Origin of the sequence: Winslowiella toletana, from assembly GCF_017875465.1 — a bacterium.
Taxonomy (GTDB): domain Bacteria; phylum Pseudomonadota; class Gammaproteobacteria; order Enterobacterales; family Enterobacteriaceae; genus Erwinia; species Erwinia toletana.
Window position 1 is genome coordinate 96,163 of sequence record NZ_JAGGMQ010000001.1, and the last position, 20,292, is coordinate 116,454.

16 protein-coding genes are annotated in these 20,292 nt (G+C 51.0%); 4 read left to right on the plus strand and 12 right to left on the minus strand.

Going from position 1 to position 20,292, the window contains the following annotated elements:
* Positions 1-14 precede the first annotated feature (14 nt).
* Positions 15-1,475, plus strand: coding sequence for a cardiolipin synthase (gene cls, locus J2125_RS00430; RefSeq protein ID WP_017799867.1), 1,461 nt, complete (start codon positions 15-17; stop codon positions 1,473-1,475).
* A 45-nt stretch (positions 1,476-1,520) separates the two neighbouring features.
* Positions 1,521-1,844, plus strand: coding sequence for an HI1450 family dsDNA-mimic protein (locus J2125_RS00435; RefSeq protein ID WP_017799866.1), 324 nt, complete (start codon positions 1,521-1,523; stop codon positions 1,842-1,844).
* A gap of 116 nt (positions 1,845-1,960) precedes the next feature.
* On the opposite strand, the gene oppF is transcribed toward J2125_RS00435, so the two are convergent.
* The 7 genes from oppF to J2125_RS00470 all read right to left on the minus strand — a co-directional run bounded on the left by oppF (position 1,961) and on the right by J2125_RS00470 (position 10,740).
* Positions 1,961-2,962 carry a murein tripeptide/oligopeptide ABC transporter ATP binding protein OppF gene (gene oppF, locus J2125_RS00440; RefSeq protein ID WP_017799865.1) on the minus strand — a complete coding sequence of 334 codons (1,002 nt, stop codon included), beginning with the start codon at positions 2,960-2,962 and terminating at the stop codon, positions 1,961-1,963.
* A complete protein-coding gene (gene oppD, locus J2125_RS00445; RefSeq protein WP_017799864.1) occupies positions 2,959-3,975 on the minus strand; it encodes an ABC transporter ATP-binding protein in 1,017 nt (338 codons plus the stop codon). Before oppD ends, oppF begins: the two co-directional genes overlap by 4 nt.
* 11 nt (positions 3,976-3,986) lie before the next feature.
* On the minus strand, positions 3,987-4,895 hold the full coding sequence (oppC, locus tag J2125_RS00450; protein ID WP_017799863.1) for an oligopeptide ABC transporter permease OppC: 909 nt from the start codon (positions 4,893-4,895) through the stop codon (positions 3,987-3,989).
* A 14-nt stretch (positions 4,896-4,909) separates the two neighbouring features.
* Positions 4,910-5,830 (minus strand): oligopeptide ABC transporter permease OppB, encoded by a 921-nt coding sequence (gene oppB, locus J2125_RS00455; protein WP_017799862.1) that lies wholly within the window; start codon positions 5,828-5,830, stop codon positions 4,910-4,912.
* A gap of 127 nt (positions 5,831-5,957) precedes the next feature.
* Complete coding sequence (oppA, locus tag J2125_RS00460) at positions 5,958-7,595, minus strand: oligopeptide ABC transporter substrate-binding protein OppA (protein ID WP_017799861.1); 1,638 nt, start codon at positions 7,593-7,595, stop codon at positions 5,958-5,960.
* Positions 7,596-7,745: 150 nt separating this feature from the next.
* Complete coding sequence (locus J2125_RS00465; protein ID WP_017799860.1) at positions 7,746-9,362, minus strand: ABC transporter substrate-binding protein; 1,617 nt, start codon at positions 9,360-9,362, stop codon at positions 7,746-7,748.
* Between the two features lie 730 nt (positions 9,363-10,092).
* On the minus strand, positions 10,093-10,740 hold the full coding sequence (locus tag J2125_RS00470) for a YchE family NAAT transporter (protein WP_017799859.1): 648 nt from the start codon (positions 10,738-10,740) through the stop codon (positions 10,093-10,095).
* Positions 10,741-11,233: 493 nt separating this feature from the next.
* Here J2125_RS00470 and adhE point away from each other — a divergent pair, with 493 nt between their 5' ends.
* The gene (adhE, locus tag J2125_RS00475) at positions 11,234-13,918 is read left to right on the plus strand and encodes a bifunctional acetaldehyde-CoA/alcohol dehydrogenase (protein WP_017799858.1); all 2,685 of its coding nucleotides are present in this window, start codon (positions 11,234-11,236) and stop codon (positions 13,916-13,918) included.
* A gap of 130 nt (positions 13,919-14,048) precedes the next feature.
* Here the strand turns inward: adhE and tdk are convergent, their stop codons facing one another.
* Positions 14,049-14,669, minus strand: coding sequence for a thymidine kinase (tdk, locus tag J2125_RS00480; protein ID WP_017799857.1), 621 nt, complete (start codon positions 14,667-14,669; stop codon positions 14,049-14,051).
* 517 nt (positions 14,670-15,186) lie between these two features.
* On the opposite strand from tdk, the gene hns reads away from it, so the two are divergent.
* Complete coding sequence (gene hns / locus J2125_RS00485; protein ID WP_017799856.1) at positions 15,187-15,594, plus strand: histone-like nucleoid-structuring protein H-NS; 408 nt, start codon at positions 15,187-15,189, stop codon at positions 15,592-15,594.
* Positions 15,595-15,742: 148 nt separating this feature from the next.
* On the opposite strand, the gene J2125_RS00490 is transcribed toward hns, so the two are convergent.
* From J2125_RS00490 to rssB, 4 genes are all read right to left on the minus strand, one after another.
* Positions 15,743-16,750, minus strand: a complete 1,008-nt coding sequence (locus tag J2125_RS00490) for an NAD-dependent epimerase (protein ID WP_017799855.1) — start codon at positions 16,748-16,750, stop codon at positions 15,743-15,745.
* Positions 16,751-16,764: 14 nt separating this feature from the next.
* Positions 16,765-18,105: a UDP-glucose dehydrogenase family protein gene (locus J2125_RS00495; RefSeq protein WP_017799854.1), complete on the minus strand. Its 1,341-nt coding sequence runs from the start codon at positions 18,103-18,105 to the stop codon at positions 16,765-16,767.
* 24 nt (positions 18,106-18,129) lie between these two features.
* A complete protein-coding gene (gene galU / locus J2125_RS00500; RefSeq protein WP_026111536.1) occupies positions 18,130-19,038 on the minus strand; it encodes a UTP--glucose-1-phosphate uridylyltransferase GalU in 909 nt (302 codons plus the stop codon).
* A gap of 194 nt (positions 19,039-19,232) precedes the next feature.
* Entirely contained in the window at positions 19,233-20,246 is a 1,014-nt protein-coding gene (gene rssB / locus J2125_RS00505; protein ID WP_017799852.1) for a two-component system response regulator RssB, read from the minus strand.
* Positions 20,247-20,292: the final 46 nt, after the last annotated feature.

Below are 20,292 nucleotides of genomic sequence, written 5' to 3' on the forward strand. Positions count from 1 at the left end.
AGGACTTCCACTTAATGACCACTTTTTACACCTTAATCAGTTGGCTGCTGTTATTTGGTTACTGGTTACTGATTGCCGGTGTGACGCTGCGTATTCTGATGAAGCGCCGGGCGGTGCCCTCGGCGATGGCCTGGCTGTTAATCATTTTTATCCTGCCACTGGTCGGTATTATTGCTTATCTGTCATTTGGCGAGCTGCATCTGGGTAAACGTCGTGCGGAGCGCGCGCGGACAATGTGGCCATCTACGGCCCGCTGGCTGAACGATCTGAAAGTCTGCAAACATATTTTTGCTACGGAAAACAGTGACGTTGCGCGTTCACTGTTTCAGCTGTGTGAGAACCGCCAGGGTATCGCCGGGGTGAAAGGCAATCAGCTACAGCTGTTAACTACCGCTGAAGATACGATGAAAGCGCTGATTCGCGATATTCAGTTAGCGCGTCACAATATCGAGATGGTGTTCTATATCTGGCAACCCGGTGGTATGGCTGATGAAGTGGCCGAATCGCTGATGGCCGCTTCGCGCCGCGGGGTGCACTGCCGCCTGATGCTGGACTCCGCGGGCAGCGTCGCTTTCTTCCGCAGCCCCTGGGCGGCAATGATGCGTAATGCCGGTATCGATGTGGTGGAAGCGCTGAAAGTCAGCCTGTTACGTGTATTTCTGCGCCGGATGGATCTGCGACAACATCGCAAAGTGGTGCTGATCGATAATTATATTGCCTACACCGGCAGTATGAATCTGGTGGATCCGCGGTACTTTAAGCAGGATGCCGGCGTGGGCCAGTGGGTCGATCTGATGGCGCGCATGGAAGGACCGGTGTCGACCACCCTTGGGATTATCTACTCCTGCGACTGGGAAATTGAGACCGGGAAGCGTATTTTGCCGCCGCCGCCGGATGATAACATTATGCCTTTCGAGCAGGAGAGCGGCCATACCATTCAGGCTATCGCCTCCGGCCCGGGCTTCCCGGAAGATATGATCCACCAGGCGTTGTTAACAGCGGTCTATTCGGCGCGCACGCAGCTGATTATGACCACCCCCTACTTTGTACCGAGCGACGATTTACTGCACGCCATCTGTACCGCAGCGCACCGCGGCGTGGACGTCAGTCTGATTGTTCCGCGTCATAATGACTCGGTGCTGGTTGGCTGGGCCAGCCGCGCATTCTTTGCCGAGCTGCTGGAAGCCGGGGTGAAGATTTATCAGTTTGAAGGCGGCCTGCTGCATACCAAGAGCGTACTGGTCGACGGACAGTTAAGTCTGGTCGGCACCGTCAATCTCGATATGCGCAGTTTGTGGCTGAATTTTGAAATTACTCTGGTGATCGACGACGACGGTTTTGGCAGTGATTTAGCCTGTGTTCAGGATGATTATATCGCGCGTTCACGTCTGGTTGATGCCAAACGCTGGTCGCGTCGTGCCTGGTGGCAACGTATCGTTGAACGACTGTTTTACTTCTTCAGTCCGTTGCTGTAAAACGTGCGAAATTGCAATGTGCCCACAGGGCAAATGGGATCAATCATGGATTTAAATAACCGCCTTACCGAAGACGAAACCCTCGAACAGGCTTACGATATTTTTCTTGAACTGGCGGGCGATAACCTCGATCCGGCCGATATTCTGATTTTCAATCTGCAGTTTGAAGAGCGCGGCGGCGCTGAGCTGCATGATCCGGCCGAAGACTGGGCGGAACATGTGGATTTCGATCTGAACCCGGATTTCTTCTCAGAAGTGGTGATTGGCCTCGGTGATGCAGATGGTGAGCCAATTAACGATATCTTTGCGCGTGTGCTGCTTTGTCGCGAAAAAGACCATAAGCTGTGTCATATCTTGTGGCGTGAATAACGAGCACGGGCGGCGAGAACGCCACCCCTACGGGTTACGGGAAACCATTAACACGGGCGGCGAGAACGCCGCCCCTGCATATTTCGTAGGGGAGCCGTTTTCGGCTCCCGTTTTTATTACAGCGGTTCGACCTTCAGACAGGAAACCGCATGGCGGAAACTGCCCTCCAGTAAGGGGCGGGTTTTCGCGCACTCGGGTCCGGCAATCGGACAGCGGGTACGGAATACACAACCGGATGGCGGATTAATCGGCGAAGGCAACTCCCCCTCCAGCAACTGAATCACTTTCTGCTTCTCCAGATCGGGATCGGGGATCGGCACCGCCGACATCAGCGCTTTGGTATAAGGGTGTTGCGGATTGGTGTAGACATTGTCATAGGTACCCAGCTCTACCGCATGACCGAGGTACATCACCAGCACACGATCTGAGATATGCTTAACCACCGCCAGATCATGGGCGATAAAGATCAGCGACAGACCCATTTCGCGCTGCAACTTCTGCAACAGATTGACCACCTGCGCCTGGATCGACACATCCAGCGCCGATACCGGCTCATCACAGATAATCAGTTTCGGCTCAAGGATCAGCGCGCGCGCAATACCGATACGCTGACACTGACCGCCGGAGAACTCGTGCGGATAACGGTTAATCAGGTTCGGCAACAGGCCGACCTTAAGCATCATCGCCTTCACTTTCTCTTTGACTTCCTGCCGCGCCATTTTCGGATGATAGGTGCGCAGCGGCTCGGCAATAATCTCACCGATCGTCATACGGGGATTCAGCGAGGCCAGCGGATCCTGGAAAATCATCTGGATATCGCTGCGCGCTTTACGCCACTCTTCCGCGTTCTGCCCGAGCAGATCGCGGCCTAACCAGGCCACCCGCCCTTCGGTGGCTTTTACCAGACCGATAATCGCGCGCGCCAGCGTCGACTTGCCGCAACCGGATTCACCCACCACGCCAAGAGTTTCCCCCTCATACAGCCGCAGGCTGACGCCATCAACCGCTTTCAGGGTTTTCGGCGGCTGCCAGAACCACTGTTTGCCATCTTTAATCTCGAAATGCACCTTAAGATCGGCGATCTCCAGCAGCACTTTTTTCTCAGCTACCACGCTCATACTAACTCCTCCACCGGCTTAAAGCAGGCGCGTAACCGCCCCTGACCAAAGGCTTCCAGCGGCGGTGCGCTGGAACAGATCTCCATCGCGTGCGGACAGCGCGGCTGGAACGGACAGCCCTGCGGCAAACGCAGCAGGTTCGGTGGATTGCCCGGAATGGTGGTCAGCGTCTCGGTAGCAAGCGCATCGAGCCGCGGCACCGCATTCAGCAAACCGATGGAGTACGGATGCGCCGGCTGATAGAACACATCACGCGCCTGGCCATACTCCATGGTGCGACCGGCATACATCACCAGCACCTTATTGCAGATACCGGCCACCACGCCAAGATCGTGGGTGATCATAATAATTGCGGTATTAAACTCGCGCTTCAGTTCATTCAGCAGGGTCATAATCTGTGCCTGAACGGTTACATCCAGCGCGGTGGTTGGTTCGTCAGCAATCAGCAGTTTCGGACGGCACAGCAGCGCCATGGCGATCATTACACGCTGACGCATCCCGCCGGAGAACTCATGGGGATACATCTTCATGCGTTTGCGCGCTTCCGGCATTTTCACCGCATCAAGCATACGCACTGACTCTTCAAACGCCTGACTGCTGCTCATCCCTTTATGCAGCTGCAACACTTCCATCAGCTGCTCGCCCACTTTCATATAGGGATTCAGCGAGGTCATCGGATCCTGGAAAATCATCGCAATCTGCTCAGCGCGCAGCTTGTTAAGCTGTTTCTCTGGCAGATTCAGGATCTCTTTGCCATTAAACAGCGCCGAACCACCAATGCGACCATTGCTGGCCAGCAACCCCATCAGGGCAAAAGCGGTCTGCGATTTACCGGAACCGGACTCACCGACAATGCCCAGCGTCTCACCGGCGCTGAGGCTGAAATTAAGATCGTTTACCGCAGTGACATCACCATCTGGCGTGCCAAAAGTGACGCGCAGATCTTTGACATCCAGCAGTGCTGCGCTTCCCGCAGTGGTCGCCATTGCTGGCTGTGTTTCAATAATACTCATCGGGAAACTCCTTAACGATCTTTCGGGTCGAGGGCGTCACGCAAACCATCGCCAATAAAGTTAAAACAGAACAACGTCACAACCAGAAAGCCCGCAGGGAACAGTAACAGCCATGGTGACACTTCCATCGAGTTGGCGCCGTCGCTCAGCAACGCGCCCCAGCTGCTCAGCGGCTCCTGGGTGCCGAGACCGAGGAAGCTAAGGAAGGATTCAAACAGGATCATGCTGGGAACCAGCAGCGAGGCATACACCACCACCACGCCCAGTACGTTGGGGACAATATGGCGCACCACGATATTAAAGGTCGAAACTCCGCCAACCTGCGCCGCTTCGATAAACTCTTTGCGCTTCAGGCTCAGGGTCTGGCCGCGCACAATACGCGCCATATCCAGCCAGGAAACCATACCGATCGCCACAAAGATCAGCAGGATATTCTGACCAAAAAAGGTCACCAGCAGGATCACAAAGAACATAAACGGGAAGGAATTAAGGATTTCCAGCAGGCGCATCATCACCGAGTCGGTTTTACCGCCAAGATAACCGGCCAGCGAACCATATAGTGTGCCGACCAGCACCGCCACCAGCGCGGCGGCAATGCCTACCATCAGCGAGATACGGCCGCCAATGGCGACACGCACCAGCAGATCGCGGCCTGATGAATCAGTACCAAAATAGTGACCAGAGGTCATATCCGGTGTCGCCGACATCATCGCCCAGTCGGTATCATCGTAGGTAAATGATGACAGCATCGGCGCCAGAATCACAAACAGCGCGATTAACAGCAACACAAACAGGCTGGTTAATGCGGCGCGGTTATGAATAAAACGACGGCGTGCATCCTGCCATAAACTGCGCCCTTCCACTTCCAGCTTTTCACTGAATGTATCAAGAGCTTCGCTATTTTTCTTACTTACTAACATGGCGAGCTCCGCAATCAATAACGAATTTTTGGATCGATAACGGCATACAGCACATCAACGATCGCATTAAACAGAATGGTTAACGCACCGACCAGAATGGTCAGACTTAACACCAGCGAGTAGTCGCGGTTCAGCGCGCCGTTAACAAACAGCTGGCCAATCCCCGGCAATCCATAAATAGTTTCGATCACCATCGAACCGGTGATAATGCCGACAAACGCCGGACCAAGATACGAAAGTACCGGCAGCAGCGCGGGTTTCAGCGCGTGGCGCAGCACGATACGGTGCATCGGCAGCCCTTTGGCGCGTGCGGTACGGATAAAGTTGGAGTGCAGCACTTCAATCATCGAACCACGAGTAATACGTGCGATGCTGGCAATATAGGCCAGTGACAGCGCCACCATCGGCAGGATCATAAACTTCAGTGCCCCGCCATTCCATCCACCGCCAGGCAACCACTTCAGCATAATGGCGAAAACCATCACCAGCAGCGGCGCGACGACAAAACTGGGGATCACCACCCCGGTCATGGCAATGCCCATTACCGTGTAGTCCCATTTGGTATTTTGATTCAGCGCGGCGACCACCCCGGCGCTGACGCCAAGCACCAGCGCAAAAATAAACGCTGCGGCGCCAAGTTTAGCGGAAACCGGGAAGGATCCGGCGACCAGATCGTTAACGGAATAGTCTTTATATTTAAACGACGGACCGAAATCGCCATGCGCCAGCTGCTTCAGGTAACTGAAGTATTGCGTCATGATCGGATCGTTTAAGTGATATTTGGCTTCAATATTGGCCATTACTTCTGGCGCCAGCGTGCGCTCACCAGTGAAGGGACTGCCCGGCGCTAAACGCATCATAAAGAAGGAGATGGTGATAAGAATAAATAACGTCGGAATCGCTTCCAGACAACGACGTAATATGAACTTTAACATTGCCCGTACCTACCTGGCTCTTACTACAGTATCAACGCAGTGACCGGAAAAGCCCGGTCACTGTAAGCTATTACCCTGATAAATCAGGAAATACAATTAAACGTGGGCGGACCAGCCGCCCAAAAAATTAATGTTTAATGATGTACAGATTTTTGTCGTAGACGTTATCCTGCGGATCTTTGCCGGTATAACCGCCCACGTACTGTTTCACCAGACGGGCATTCACGTAATAGTAGACCGGTACAATGACTGAGTCTTTATCGAGGATCTTCTCAGCTTCAGCGTAGAGTTCACTGCGTTTCTCTTCGCTCGGCGCCTGCAGCGCAGCCGCGATCGCTTTGTCGTAATCCGCGCTCTTATAATGCGAGGTGTTGTTGCTGCTGTCAGACAGCATGGTGTTCAGGAAGGTAGTCGGTTCGTTATAGTCCGCACACCAGCCAGCACGCGCCACATCAAAGGTGCCCTGATGACGGGTATCGAGGAAGGTTTTCCACTCCTGGTTCTGCAACTTAACGTTCACACCGAGGTTTTTCTTCCAGATGGAAGCCGCAGCGATCGCCAGTTTTTTATGCAGATCGGAAGTGTTATACAGCAGATCAAAGGTCAGTGGTTTATCAGCGGTAAAGCCAGCTGCTGCCAGCAGTTTCTTCGCTTCTTCATTACGTTTTTCCTGTGACCAGCTAAACCACTCTGGTGGCGTCAGCTTGATGCCATCGGTATACGGCGGGGTGTAGCTGTAAGCCGGCAGATCGCCCTGGTTTTTCACTTTGTTGACGATAATATCGCGGTCGATACCCAGTTTTAATGCGGCACGAACGCGTGGATCGTTAAACGGTGGTTTCTGGTTGTTGATTTCGTAGTAGTAGGTGCAGAGATACGGATCAACATGCACCTCTTTCGGGATCTCTTTTTTCAGCTTCTGGAACAGTTCGATCGGCATATTGTTATAGGTCATATCGCTGCCGCCGCTGCGATAGCGGTTAACGTCAGTGACTTCTGAAGAGATTGGCAGGAAAGTCACTTTATCCAGTTTGGTCGCTGCGTTGTCCCAGTAATCAGGGTTACGCTCCAGCACAATGCGTTCGTTAACCACCCACTCTTTCAGTTTAAAGGCGCCGTTACCAACCCAGTTTTCTGGCTGCGTCCATTTTTCACCGAATTTATCCACCGCAGGCTTATATACTGGCGACATTGACGGGTGAATCAGCAGTTTAAAGAAGTAAGGCACTGGCTCGGAGAGCGTCACTTCCAGGGTATTGGCATCAATCGCTTTTACACCCAGTTCGGTGGGTTTTTTCTTACCGGCGATAATGTCATCGATATTGGCCAGATGACCATACTGCAGATAGCTGGCATACGGTGATGCAGTATTTGGATCGGCCAGGCGCTGCCAGCTGTAGACGAAATCTTGCGCGGTCACCGGCTCGCCATTTGACCATTTAGCATTTTTACGCAGGTGGAAAGTCCACACCTTGCTGTCTTTATTGTCCCAGCTTTCAGCCACGCCAGGAATGGGATGACCCTGCTCATCACTGATAATCAGACCTTCAAGCAGATCGCGGTTAACGTTGGATTCCGGCACGCCTTCAATTTTGTGCGGGTCAAGTGATTGCAGTTCTGCGCCATTGCCTTTTACCAGCTCTTGTTTAGCGGCTAATTCCACGCCTGCCGGCACAGTGGCCGCCAGCGCCGCATTGCCGGTCATAGCGCCCAGTGCTGCCATCACCCCAAGGGCGATCAGGCTTTTTTTCGTGATGTTGGTCATACTCTGAATACTCCAGTTATTATCATTGCTGATGCAGTGCGCTTTCAGCGATCCCCCGTTAACCGGGTAAACTGCTGAGGAGCCTGGAACGGCAAACTCCTCAGCAGCGTGTGCGCTGCGCCCGGGCTGTATCGCCCGGTGCGCAGCAAATTAATGTTTAGTGATGTAGTAATAATGTAAGTCGGTCTGATCCTGCGGATCGCGGCCGGTATAGCCACCCACCCAGGGTTTCACCAGACGTACGCTGACGCGGTAGTAGACCGGAATAATCGCCGAATCACGATCCAGCTGACTTTCTGCGCGTTGATAAAGTGCGCTACGACTCTTATCGTCAGGCGCACTCAGCGACTGCGCCATCAGGTTATCGAAGGATTTGCTTTTATAGAATGCGGTATTGGTCGACGAATCACTCAGCAGCATATTGAGGAAGGTTGACGGCTCGTTATAGTCCGAGCACCAGGTGGCGCGCACCACGTCATACTGTGCGTTATGCCGGGTTGCCAGCATTGTTTTCCACTCCTGGTTTTGCAGGGTCACATCCGCACCCAGATTCTTTTTCCACATCGATGCAGCGGCAATCGCCTGCTTTTTATTCTGATCAGAGGTGTTATACAGCAGGGTAAATTTCAGCGGCTTACTGGCGCTGTAGCCAGCCTGTTGCAACAGCGACTTCGCCTGGGCGTTGCGCTGCTGCTGGGTCAGGGTAAACCACTCTGGCGGCGAGAAGCGCGCACCGGCGGTGAAAGGGGGTGTCAGGCCGTAAGCCGGGATCTGCCCCTGCCCCATAATTTTGTCGGCAATGATTTCGCGATCGATGGCTAACTTTAACGCGGTACGCACGCGCACATCGGTAAAAGGTGCGCGCTGGTTATTGATTTCGTAATAGAAGGTGCAGAGATAAGGACTGATATGCAGCTGCTCACCCAGCTCTTGTTTCAGCATCGGAAAGAGATCCGGCGGAATCGCACTGTTGGTGATATCAATTTCACCACTGCGGAAGCGATTTACATCACTGGTTTCCGAGGCTATCGGCAAAAAAGTGCCCTGTTCAATCACGGTCTGGCGGTTATTCCAGTAACCAGGATTGCGCTTCAGCACGATATTCTCATTTACCACCCAACTGGCAAGCGTGTAGGCGCCATTGCCAACAAAGTGCTCCGGACGGGTCCAGCGATCGCCAAAAGTTTCAATCGCGTGGCGATTCACCGGTTTCATCGGGGTATGCGCCAGCATCGCCAGCAGATAAGGCACCGGCTGGCTGAGCGTTACCTGCAAGCGGTGATCGTCGAGCGCTTTAACGCCCAGCGCCGTGGCGGGCTGTTTACCACTGATAATCTCATCGACATTAGCGATATGTGCATACTGCACATAGCTGGCATAGGGTGAGGCGGTTTTCGGGTCGACCAGACGTTGCCAGCTATAAACAAAATCCTGCGCCGTCACCGGCTCGCCGTTGCTCCATCTGGCATCGGCACGCAGCCAGAAGGTCCAGACTTTACCGTCACGATTCTCCCAGCGCTCGGCGACGCCCGGCACCAACTGACCGTAATTGTCACTGGATACCAGCCCTTCCAGTAAATTAAGCAGCACATTGGTTTCCGGCACACCTTCGGTTTTATGCGGATCCAGCGATGCGACTTCGCTGCCATTATTAATGACAATCGCCTGTTCGGGCGCCAGCTCAATTCCCTGCGGGACGGTGGCGGCGCTGGCGGAAGCGGTCAGACCCGATAAAAGGATAAATAGCGGCGCATTAGTCAATTTCATAAAACCTGTACTTATCCTTATGGGTGGATCTGCCTGCCACTGACGCTGCGTGCTGAACAGGAGCGCAAGCTAAATGAGAATAAATCCTGATTAGCAGGCGCAAGCCTGAATCAGAGGGAAACTTACCGCTTTAATAATTAGCTATTAAGTTATAAGCAAAATTCATTCTCATTTTGCATGCAGGGCCAATTTTTTTCATATTGCGTCGGAAATTAGCAGATGGCGAGATGATGCGCCAAAGCAAAAAGGTGAAAATGTTAACTAATTCTCTTTTATCACGTTAACAATCAGGGCAAAAGTGTTATTTATTAACCAAAAATAAGGCATTATTCGCTATATATCATAGCGTTACAATTAAAATCCGCATTTTGGTTGTTGATAAAAAAATCTGCCTGCGCACAAAATGCACAAATATTTAGAAAATATGAGCATATCAGTACAATCTGCTGCATTAAATCGATATTCAATCGCAACCAAACCGGCAAATGTGATTTCAACGCCAGACAATTGTGTGAGAAAAGTAACAGCCAGCAGCGAGTGAGAGATGATTGGCTGAGCGCCCAGAAATTAACCTTATCTCAGCTTTGTTTGAATAAGCAAAATGAATAATTGCACTATAGTTGTGCATTATTTTCACATACCGCACTACAATGGGGCGCAAATGGGGTGATGGACAAAAAATAAGCGCACATTGTGCGCTTATTTATGCCGATATCAGGGAGGAAAAGAGTTAGCCGACTAAGCCGGGGAACAGTGCTTTGATACCGGTAACAACAAACTCAATGCCAAGAGCCATTAATAATAATCCCATAATACGGGTTATCACATTTATTCCGGTCTGGCCTAACAGACGCACCATTAATGGCGCAGCACGAAACAGCAGCCAGCAACAGGCGGCAAATAGCGCAATCGCCAGACTGAAACCCAGCAAATTTTGCCAGTTGTGATAGCGGGTGCTCCAGACAATGGTCGAACTGATCGCGCCCGGTCCGGCCATTAGTGGCAGCGCCAGCGGCACGACGCCAATACTCTCGCGAATGGCAGTTTCCGATTTCTCCTGCTTGTTCTGTTTATCCTCGCCCAGCTTGCCGCTGATCATCGACATGGCAATGGTCACCACCAGAATCCCACCGGCAATGCGGAAAGAGTCAATGGAAATACCGAATACATGCAGGATGGCATCACCGAGGAATAACGACGTCCACAAAATAATCGCTACTGCCAGATTGGCAGTCAGATTGGTTTTATTACGTTCAGCTACCGGCTGATAGCTGGTCATGCTGATAAACACCGGAATAATCCCGACGGGATTAACCAGCGCAAACAGCCCAACAAAAAATTTAATATAGCCGGATAAATCAAGAATTGCGGGGTTCACTCAGCGCTCCAGACCTGAGCCAGTTTCAGCCGCCTAATCTAATGGAAAAGTGTGGTGGATTCCAGCGACGATAGCAGCATAACAGTCTCGATTTAAACATAAAACCAGCATAACGCACCAGGTTTCAGCATTCTGAGCAGTCGCATGGTTTGGCAGAAGGTTGACCTGCTAAGGGAATATTAAATTCTTTGCGCTGGATCAAACTCAGGGCAGTGCTGAATGGAGTCAGCTTGCATAAATATTGATGCAGATCATGAAATTTCGCCCACCGCCGGGGTAAGCTCAGTGACATTAAGAAAGTAAAGTAAGTAAGCGCGAAAGCGTAACATCAGACAGCAAATGCAGCAAAACTGTTTTAATAAATGAACATGATTTGTAAGGGCATTCTGGCAGACGGTCACAGCAGTACAACGACAGTCAGCAGCCCTCTGACTATACTCCGTAGTCGAAGTTTGTTTACTAAAAAAGTTTAACTTCCATCAGGAGATGCATTATGGCCGTTACCAATATCGCTGAACTTAACGCACTTGTGGAGCGCGTTAAAAAAGCCCAGCGTGAATACGCCAACTTCACTCAAGAACAAGTAGACAAAATCTTCCGCGCTGCCGCACTGGCGGCTGCCGATGCCCGAATTCCGCTGGCCAAAATGGCTGTCGCCGAATCAGGTATGGGTATTGTGGAAGATAAAGTAATCAAAAACCACTTCGCGTCTGAATATATCTATAACGCCTATAAAGACGAAAAAACCTGTGGCATCCTCGAAACCGATGAAACTTACGGCACCATCACCATCGCTGAACCAACCGGGATTATCTGCGGGATTGTACCTACCACTAACCCGACTTCAACCGCGATTTTTAAAGCACTGATCAGCCTGAAAACCCGTAACGGCATTATCTTCTCACCACATCCACGGGCGAAAGACGCCACTAATAAAGCCGCCGATATTGTATTGCAGGCAGCGATTGCCGCCGGTGCGCCAAAAGATATTATCGGCTGGATTGATGTGCCGTCGGTCGAACTCTCCAACCAGCTGATGCATCATCCGGATATCAATCTGATTCTCGCCACCGGTGGTCCGGGCATGGTAAAAGCCGCTTACAGCTCCGGTAAACCCGCCATTGGCGTTGGCGCCGGTAATACGCCGGTGGTCATCGATGAAACTGCGGATATTAAACGCGCCGTCGCTTCTATTCTGATGTCAAAAACCTTCGATAATGGCGTGATCTGCGCCTCCGAGCAGTCCGTTATCGTCGTGGATTCCGTATATGACGCGGTGCGCGAACGCTTTGCCAGCCACGGCGCTTATATGTTGCAGGGCAAAGAGCTGAAAGCGGTGCAGGATATCCTGCTGAAAAACGGTGCGCTGAATGCCGCCATCGTCGGTCAGGCGGCAGTGAAAATTGCCGACATCGCCGGTATCACGGTGCCTGCACATACCAAAATTCTGATCGGTGAAGTGAAGCTGGTGGATGAGTCCGAGCCATTTGCGCACGAAAAACTCTCCCCTACCCTTGCCATGTACCGTGCTAAAGACTTTGAAGATGCGGTCAGCAAGGCGGAAAAACTGGTCGCCATGGGCGGTATCGGCCACACCTCCTGTCTGTACACCGACCAGGATAACGAGCGTGAGCGCGTCAACTTCTTTGGCGACAAGATGAAAACCGCACGTATCCTGATCAATACCCCGGCTTCACAGGGCGGTATCGGCGACCTGTATAACTTTAAACTGGCGCCATCTCTGACGCTGGGTTGCGGCTCCTGGGGCGGTAACTCGATTTCTGAAAATGTCGGACCTAAACATCTGATCAACAAGAAAACCGTGGCCAAGCGAGCAGAAAATATGTTGTGGCATAAACTTCCGAAGTCTATTTACTTCCGTCGTGGTTCACTGCCTGTCGCCCTTGAGGAAGTGGCGACCGATGGCGCCAGACGCGCCTTTATCGTCACCGACCGTTACCTGTTTAACAACGGTTATGCAGACCAGATTATCAATGTGATGAAAGCGCATGGCGTGGAAACTGAAGTGTTCTTTGAAGTGGAAGCGGACCCAACCCTGAGCGTGGTGCGTAAAGGCGCCGAACAGATGCACTCATTTAAACCAGATGTGATTATCGCGCTGGGCGGTGGTTCACCGATGGATGCGGCGAAAATCATGTGGGTAATGTACGAACATCCGGAAACTGCCTTTGAAGAGCTGGCGCTGCGCTTTATGGATATCCGTAAACGCATCTACAAGTTCCCAAAAATGGGGGTGAAAGCGAAAATGATTGCAATTACCACCACTTCCGGCACCGGTTCTGAAGTCACCCCGTTTGCGGTGGTGACCGATGACGCCACCGGTCAGAAATATCCGCTGGCCGACTACGCGCTGACCCCGGATATGGCGATTGTCGATGCCAACCTGGTGATGAATATGCCGAAATCGCTCTGCGCCTTCGGTGGCCTGGATGCGGTAACCCACTCGCTGGAAGCCTACGTTTCCGTGCTGGCCAACGAGTACTCTGACGGCCAGGCGTTGCAGGCGCTGAAACTGCTGCAACACAACCTGCCAGCCAGCTACCGCGAGGGGGCGAAAAACCCGGTTGCCCGTGAACGTGTGCATAATGCGGCCACGATTGCCGGTATCGCTTTTGCCAACGCCTTCCTCGGCGTATGTCACTCAATGGCGCATAAACTGGGTTCCGAGTTTCATATTCCGCACGGCCTGGCGAACTCGCTGCTGATTTGTAACGTGATTCGCTATAACGCCAATGACAACCCGACCAAGCAGACCGCCTTCAGTCAGTACGACCGTCCGCAGGCCCGCCGCCGTTATGCCGAGATTGCCGACCACTTAGGGTTAAGCGCTGCGGGCGACCGCACCGCGCAGAAAATTGAAAAACTGCTGGCATGGCTGGAAGAGATGAAAGCTGAACTGGGCATTCCGAAATCTATTCGCGAAGCAGGCGTGCAGGAAGCAGACTTCCTCGCGAAAGTCGACAAACTGGCTGAAGATGCTTTCGATGATCAATGTACCGGTGCAAACCCACGTTATCCGCTGATTGCTGAACTGAAACAGATTATGCTGGACAGCTTCTACGGCCGTGATTTTGTCGAACCTTTCGCCACTGTTGCGGAAGCGGTGAAAGCACAACCGGTGAAAAGCGAAAAGGTTGAGAAAAAAGTAAAACACTAAGCGCTAAATAAGCTGTAAAAAAACCCGCCATGGCGGGTTTTTTTATCACGGATAATCACTAACCCACTATTTCTACAGTGAAATGTGCAGGCCACCGTTTGCGCAGATTTAAGCTGAGGTAAACAATGACTTATTGGGGCGATGTGCGTTCACCATATATTGCGCTATGAGCACCACTATACAACGCCTCTTTATAGTGCTTACGGCAGACTGAGACGTAGCGTTCATTGCCGCCAATCACCACCTGCTCACCCTCTTTATATGGCGCACCATGACTGTCGAGACGTAATACCATACTGGCCTTGCGACCGCAGTGGCAGATTGTTTTTAGTTCAACCAGTTTATCTGACCACGCCAATAAATACTGGCTACCGCTAAACAATTCACCACGAAAATCTGTACGTAATCCATAACAGAGTACAGGTATATCAAGATTGTCCACCACGTCTGAAAGTTCTTTAACCTGTTCTCGCGTAAGAAATTGGCTTTCATCCACCAGCACGCAATGCACGGTCTGCTGTTGGTGTTCTGCGCTAATTTCCTGCAACAGTGAAGTGTGGTTATTATAAAGTTTTGCTGGAGATGAAAGGCCAATACGTGAGCTCACTTTCGCGACGCCAAAACGGTTGTCAATCTCAGCGGTATAGATCAGCGTACGCATCCCTCTTTCATGATAATTATAAGATGACTGTAACAGCGCAGTGGATTTGCCAGCGTTCATCGCCGAATAATAAAAATAAAGCTGAGCCATCAGCCCGAACTCCATGAAAGGTTAACTGTGTATGTCCGGGATTGTATCACAGTATCACGCAATATTGCGGCACCCGCATCTCAGCCTCGCCTGATGGCCGTCGGCATCAGGTTAATTTCGCCCCTGCTGTTTAAAGCAACAATCTCACGGTGCGGAAAGCGCATTTAACGGTAAAAATGCAATATAGAAAGCGTTAATATCGCCGGACTTTTTCTCTATTTTAGTTTGCCGCCTGCCGCTTTGTAAGGCCATTCTTAGCTTACCGCCATCGCTATTTGGCTTAGTGACAGTCGCAAAATCCTGCCTGGCGCACAGTTATGGTGCTTTATTTTTTATCAGATGGCATATTTCTGCACCAATGGGCTTTAAATTTTTGCTAATAGCGTTATGCTAATCCCACTTTAAATAGTTATTTTGAGTTTCTTACAAAATTAACTATTGCAGTTCCTATTTACGGCCTCTATTATTATCAGGCAGAACATTTCTCCCACCCAATATAATGTCGAGAGTTAGGACAATGAGCGAAGCACTTAAAATTCTGAACAACATCCGCACTCTGCGTGCCCAAGCCAGAGAATGCACCCTTGAGACTCTGGAAGAGATGCTGGAAAAACTGGAAGTCGTCGTTAACGAACGTCGCGATGAAGATTCTCAGGCTCAGGCCGAGATTGAAGAACGTACCAAGAAGCTGCAGCAATATCGTGAAATGCTGATCGCTGATGGCATCGATCCTAATGAATTGCTGCAGACTATGGCTGCAACAAAAGCTGCGGGCAAAGCAAAACGCGCTGCGCGTCCGGCTAAATATTCATACATTGATGAAAATGGCGAATCCAAAACCTGGACTGGCCAGGGTCGTACTCCGGCCGTGATCAAAAAAGCTATCGAAGAGCAGGGAAAACAGCTGGATGATTTCCTGCTGTAATAGCTGTTCAGGGTGCTTCCCAAATAACCCCATTTGTTAAAAATGGGGTTTTTTATTTTTGCCTCGATTGAACATTTGTGACGCCAGGTTACGCAAAAAACAAAGGAAGCCAGTGGCTTCCTTTTTTGTTATCGGTAGCAATTACTCATTACACCTTGTAGAACGCCCTGTACCACGCCACAAAGCGTTTAATCCCCTCTTCCACACCAGTACGTGGCTTAAAGCCGATAACGTCGTACAGCGCTTGTGTGTCCGCACTGGTCTCCAGTACATCACCGGGCTGCATTGGCAGCATATTTTTGTTTGCGCTCATGCCCAGCGCGCTCTCCAGCGCTTCAATGTAAGCCATCAGCGTAACAGGCTGGCTGTTGCCGATATTATATACGCGGTAAGGCGCCGAACTGGTGGCTGGCGAGCCGGTTTCTACCGTCCAGTTTTCATCTTTTACCGGTACGATATCCTGCAGGCGAATAATCGACTCCGCAATATCGTCAATATAAGTAAAATCGCGACGCATCTGGCCATGGTTATAAACATCGATACTTTCGCCAGCGATAATAGCGCGGGTGAACTTGAACAATGCCATATCGGGACGTCCCCAGGGACCATATACAGTAAAGAAGCGCAATCCGGTGGTAGGAATTCCGTACAGATGGGAATAGGTATGCGACATCAGCTCATTGGCTTTTTTGGTCGCCGCATAAAGTGAAACCGGATGATCAACCGAATCATCGGTCGAGAATGGCATTTTTCTGTTTAGTCCATACACCGAGCTGGAAGATGCATATAACAAATGCTCAATGTTATGGTGGCGACATCCTTCCAGCACATTTAAATGGCCGACCAAATTGGCATCAGCATAGGCGTGGGGATTATCGATTGAATAACGTACACCTGCCTGCGCCGCCAAATGAATCACACGCTGAAAACCCTGTTCGGCGAATAATTGCGCCATTCCCTGGCGATCGGCCAGATCGCAGGTGACAAATAAGAATTCAGGATGAGATTTAAGCAGATCAAGGCGGGCTAGTTTGAGGTTTACATCGTAGTAATCATTCAGGTTGTCGATTCCGACAACCTGGTGACCGGCTAACAACAACCGTTGGCTAACGTGAAAACCAATGAAGCCTGCTGCGCCGGTGACCAGATATTTCATACATTCCTCGTTAATTATGCAATTTCAATAGACGCTCCGCGGCCGATTGCATAATAAACAAAACCGCGCTTGCTGACTCTTTCTGGATCATACAGGTTACGACCATCAAAAATCACGGGTTCTTTTAAGGCATTTTTAATCACATCAAAGTCTGGCGCGCGGAAGTTTTTCCACTCAGTACAAATGACCAGACCATCAGCGCCCTGCAATGCCGCTTCTTTGGTGCCCATCAGCTTCAGATCGGCACGATGACCGTAAATACGCTGTGCTTCGTCCATCGCTTCAGGATCGAAAGCCTGAACCGTCGCGCCCGCCTGCCATAATGTTTCCATCAGCACACGCGCAGAAGCTTCACGCATATCATCGGTGTTCGGCTTAAACGACAGACCCCACAGAGCGAAAGTTTTGCCCTGCAGATTTTCACCAAAGTGGCGCTTAATAAAGGTCGGCAGTTTGTTTTTCTGCGCGTCATTAACTTCTTCCACCGCCTGTAACAGACGTGGAGTGTAGCCAATGGACTGAGAAGTACGGATCAGCGCCTGCACATCTTTCGGGAAGCAGGAACCACCGTAACCGCAGCCAGGATAGATAAAGTGGTAGCCGATACGTGGATCGGAACCAATACCCTGACGTACTTTCTCAATATCAGCGCCCAGCAGTTCCGCCAGGTTCGACATCTCGTTCATAAAGCTGATTTTGGTCGCCAGCATACAGTTTGCGGCATACTTGGTCAGCTCGGCGCTGCGGATATCCATCAGGATCATTCGATCATGATTACGGTTAAACGGCTCGTAAAGTTCACGCAGCAGTTCCACCACATCCTCATTATCGGTACCGACAACGATACGCTCAGGACGCATACAGTCATTGACCGCTGCACCCTCTTTCAGAAACTCAGGGTTGGAGACCACATCGAAACTGATGTTGCGGTCACGCGCCTGTAAGGTTTCAGTCATAACCGCACGGACACGGTCAGCTGTGCCTACCGGTACGGTTGATTTGTCGATAACGACTTTATGCTCGTTCATATGTTGCGCAATAGTGCGCGCCACGGCGGTAACATATTTCAGATCCGCTGAGCCATCTTCGTCCGGCGGCGTTCCGACTGCAATAAATTGCATTACGCCGTGATTAACGCCTTCTTCGGCGTTAGTGCTGAACTTCAGCCGACCGGCTTCGTAGTTCTGCATAACGAGAGGTGTCAGACCTGGTTCAAAGATCGGAATGATTCCTTTCTTAAGGTTTTCAACTTTGTTCTCGTCGACATCGATACAAAGAACGTCATGTCCGACTTCGGCCAGTACCGCAGCCTGAACCAGACCAACATAGCCGATACCAAATACGGTGACTTTCATTGATTTATCCCGCTTTAAAATGAATTACTTTTTATTACCGACGGTGCTTTCCAGCCACTGCTTGAAATCGCTGCCCAGTGATTCGTGACGCACACCGTATTCAACGAAAGCCTGCATGTAGCCGAGCTTGTTACCACAGTCATGGCTGACGCCTTTCAGGTGATATGCTTCTACCGTCTGTTTTTCCATCAACATGGCGATGGAGTCAGTCAGCTGAACTTCACCACCGGCGCCCGGAGGGGTTTTCGCCAGCAGAGGCCAGATATCCGCAGAGAGGACGTAACGACCGACTACTGCCAGATTAGATGGTGCTTCAGCAGCTTTAGGTTTCTCAACCACACCCACCATCGGCGCGCTTTCGCCTGGAGCCAGTTCGCGACCTTCGCAATCCACCACACCGTAAGCCGTCACATCTGCTACCGGCTCAACCATAATCTGGCTGAAACCTGTTTCATCGTAACGCTTCACCATATCGGCGAGGTTTTCGCTGCTCAGATCAGATTCATACTCATCGATGATCACGTCAGGCAGGATGACCACAAACGGCTCGTCGCCAACCAGTGGCAGCGCACACATCACCGCATGGCCAAGGCCTTTGGCAATACCCTGACGCACCTGCATGATGGTGACATGAGGTGGACAGATAGACTGAATTTCATCCAGCAGCTGGCGCTTAACGCGTTTTTCCAGCATCGATTCCAGCTCAAAACTGGTATCAAAATGGTTCTCGATGGCATTTTTGGAAGAGTGCGTAACCAGCACAATTTCATTGATTCCTGCTGCGATACACTCGTTAACGACATACTGAATTAACGGCTTATCAACCAAAGGCAGCATCTCTTTAGGAATAGCTTTGGTGGCTGGCAGCATACGCGTCCCCAGCCCTGCTACAGGGATTACCGCTTTTTTTACTTTAGACTTATAGGCAGACATCAAGATACCTCTCTTTAGGCCGTTCAAGTTATTACTTGATATGTCGATTTAAAAAACGAAATGAGTATATCAGTTCAGGGACGCAGGATTTATCCTGGTTAACCAAATTCCAGTTAAATTAAGACTATTACCCAAGTGTAAAGCTTATAGCTGGCGCTGTCGTCGGCATGGCAAACAATAATATTATCTGTTTATTATTCAGTCGACAGCATCAGGCGAAGCCTGCCACCCGCGCCCCACACCTGACATTGCCATGCGTCACAGCGCTGACTTATTTGATTAAGATGTGTGCTACCGAGGGTTCCCAGCGGGACACCATTATTTAACTGAATTTGATGGGTGTTGATGTTAAGCGTGGCATTCAATCCGGCTGAGACGAGGATCAAATTTTTCAGGCTCTGATGATAATAACCAACCAATAAAGGAAATTGACCGTTCAGATTCGCCTGACGCAATAACAAATTCACCTGTTTTAACAAGCCGCCTAATTCTGGCAAGCGCGGCCCCTGCCCCGATAACTGCTCCTGAAGCAGACCATTAAACAAAGCGCGTAATAAAAGCGCAGCCAGCACGCCATTGTCACCGGCGCGGGTCACATCCAGGCAGTAAAAGGCGAGATCTTTCTCCGACAACGCGGCAATATCCAGCACCAGACCTGGCTGTTCCGCCATGGTTAACTGACGATAATTAATGCGGCAATTGGCGATCACCTGCTGTACCGGTGGCTGCAACTCTTTAAGGAGTTTAGCCGCCGCGGAGGGATCGCGCACCAGCGCATCCCAGTCCTGGAACAGCTGTTCATCTTCTTCCACTTTGGAGGTGAACATCGACGGATAGAGGCACTCATACACCGCCTCGCGCAGCCGTTCGAGATCTTTAACCGGTTTCAGCAGCACATCCTGCACGCCAAGACGCAGCACATGGGCGATATCGGACATATTTTCGGTAGCGGAGACAATAAGAATTGGTAAGGTATTACCGCGGGCGCGCAGATGCTCTACCAGCCTGATGCCATTCATACGCGGCATATCCAGATCGCAGATCATCATATCGGGCGCATGGTGCTGCAGGGCATCCAGCGCTTCAAGGCCGTCACCGGCGGCGACAGTCATCGCGCCCAAAGCCTGAAGGAAATTTTCCAGCAGGGTACGGAAAACCAGCTCATCTTCAACGATGAGTATCTGTTTCCCGCTTAATGGTTTTTCCATTGCTCCCCCTTGTGCGCCAGATAATTCAATAGTGGTTCATAAAACG

Excerpts from the sequence above, each read along its gene's own strand:
- cls (WP_017799867.1), top strand. The coding sequence starts at position 15 with ATGACCACTTTTTACACCTTAATCAGTTGGCTGCTGTTATTTGGTTAC.
- J2125_RS00435 (WP_017799866.1), top strand. The coding sequence starts at position 1,521 with ATGGATTTAAATAACCGCCTTACCGAAGACGAAACCCTCGAACAGGCT.
- oppF (WP_017799865.1), bottom strand. The coding sequence starts at position 2,962 with ATGAGCGTGGTAGCTGAGAAAAAAGTGCTGCTGGAGATCGCCGATCTT.
- oppD (WP_017799864.1), bottom strand. The coding sequence starts at position 3,975 with ATGAGTATTATTGAAACACAGCCAGCAATGGCGACCACTGCGGGAAGC.
- oppC (WP_017799863.1), bottom strand. The coding sequence starts at position 4,895 with ATGTTAGTAAGTAAGAAAAATAGCGAAGCTCTTGATACATTCAGTGAA.
- oppB (WP_017799862.1), bottom strand. The coding sequence starts at position 5,830 with ATGTTAAAGTTCATATTACGTCGTTGTCTGGAAGCGATTCCGACGTTA.
- oppA (WP_017799861.1), bottom strand. The coding sequence starts at position 7,595 with ATGACCAACATCACGAAAAAAAGCCTGATCGCCCTTGGGGTGATGGCA.
- J2125_RS00465 (WP_017799860.1), bottom strand. The coding sequence starts at position 9,362 with ATGAAATTGACTAATGCGCCGCTATTTATCCTTTTATCGGGTCTGACC.
- adhE (WP_017799858.1), top strand. The coding sequence starts at position 11,234 with ATGGCCGTTACCAATATCGCTGAACTTAACGCACTTGTGGAGCGCGTT.
- tdk (WP_017799857.1), bottom strand. The coding sequence starts at position 14,669 with ATGGCTCAGCTTTATTTTTATTATTCGGCGATGAACGCTGGCAAATCC.
- hns (WP_017799856.1), top strand. The coding sequence starts at position 15,187 with ATGAGCGAAGCACTTAAAATTCTGAACAACATCCGCACTCTGCGTGCC.
- J2125_RS00490 (WP_017799855.1), bottom strand. The coding sequence starts at position 16,750 with ATGAAATATCTGGTCACCGGCGCAGCAGGCTTCATTGGTTTTCACGTT.
- J2125_RS00495 (WP_017799854.1), bottom strand. The coding sequence starts at position 18,105 with ATGAAAGTCACCGTATTTGGTATCGGCTATGTTGGTCTGGTTCAGGCT.
- galU (WP_026111536.1), bottom strand. The coding sequence starts at position 19,038 with ATGTCTGCCTATAAGTCTAAAGTAAAAAAAGCGGTAATCCCTGTAGCA.
- rssB (WP_017799852.1), bottom strand. The coding sequence starts at position 20,246 with ATGGAAAAACCATTAAGCGGGAAACAGATACTCATCGTTGAAGATGAG.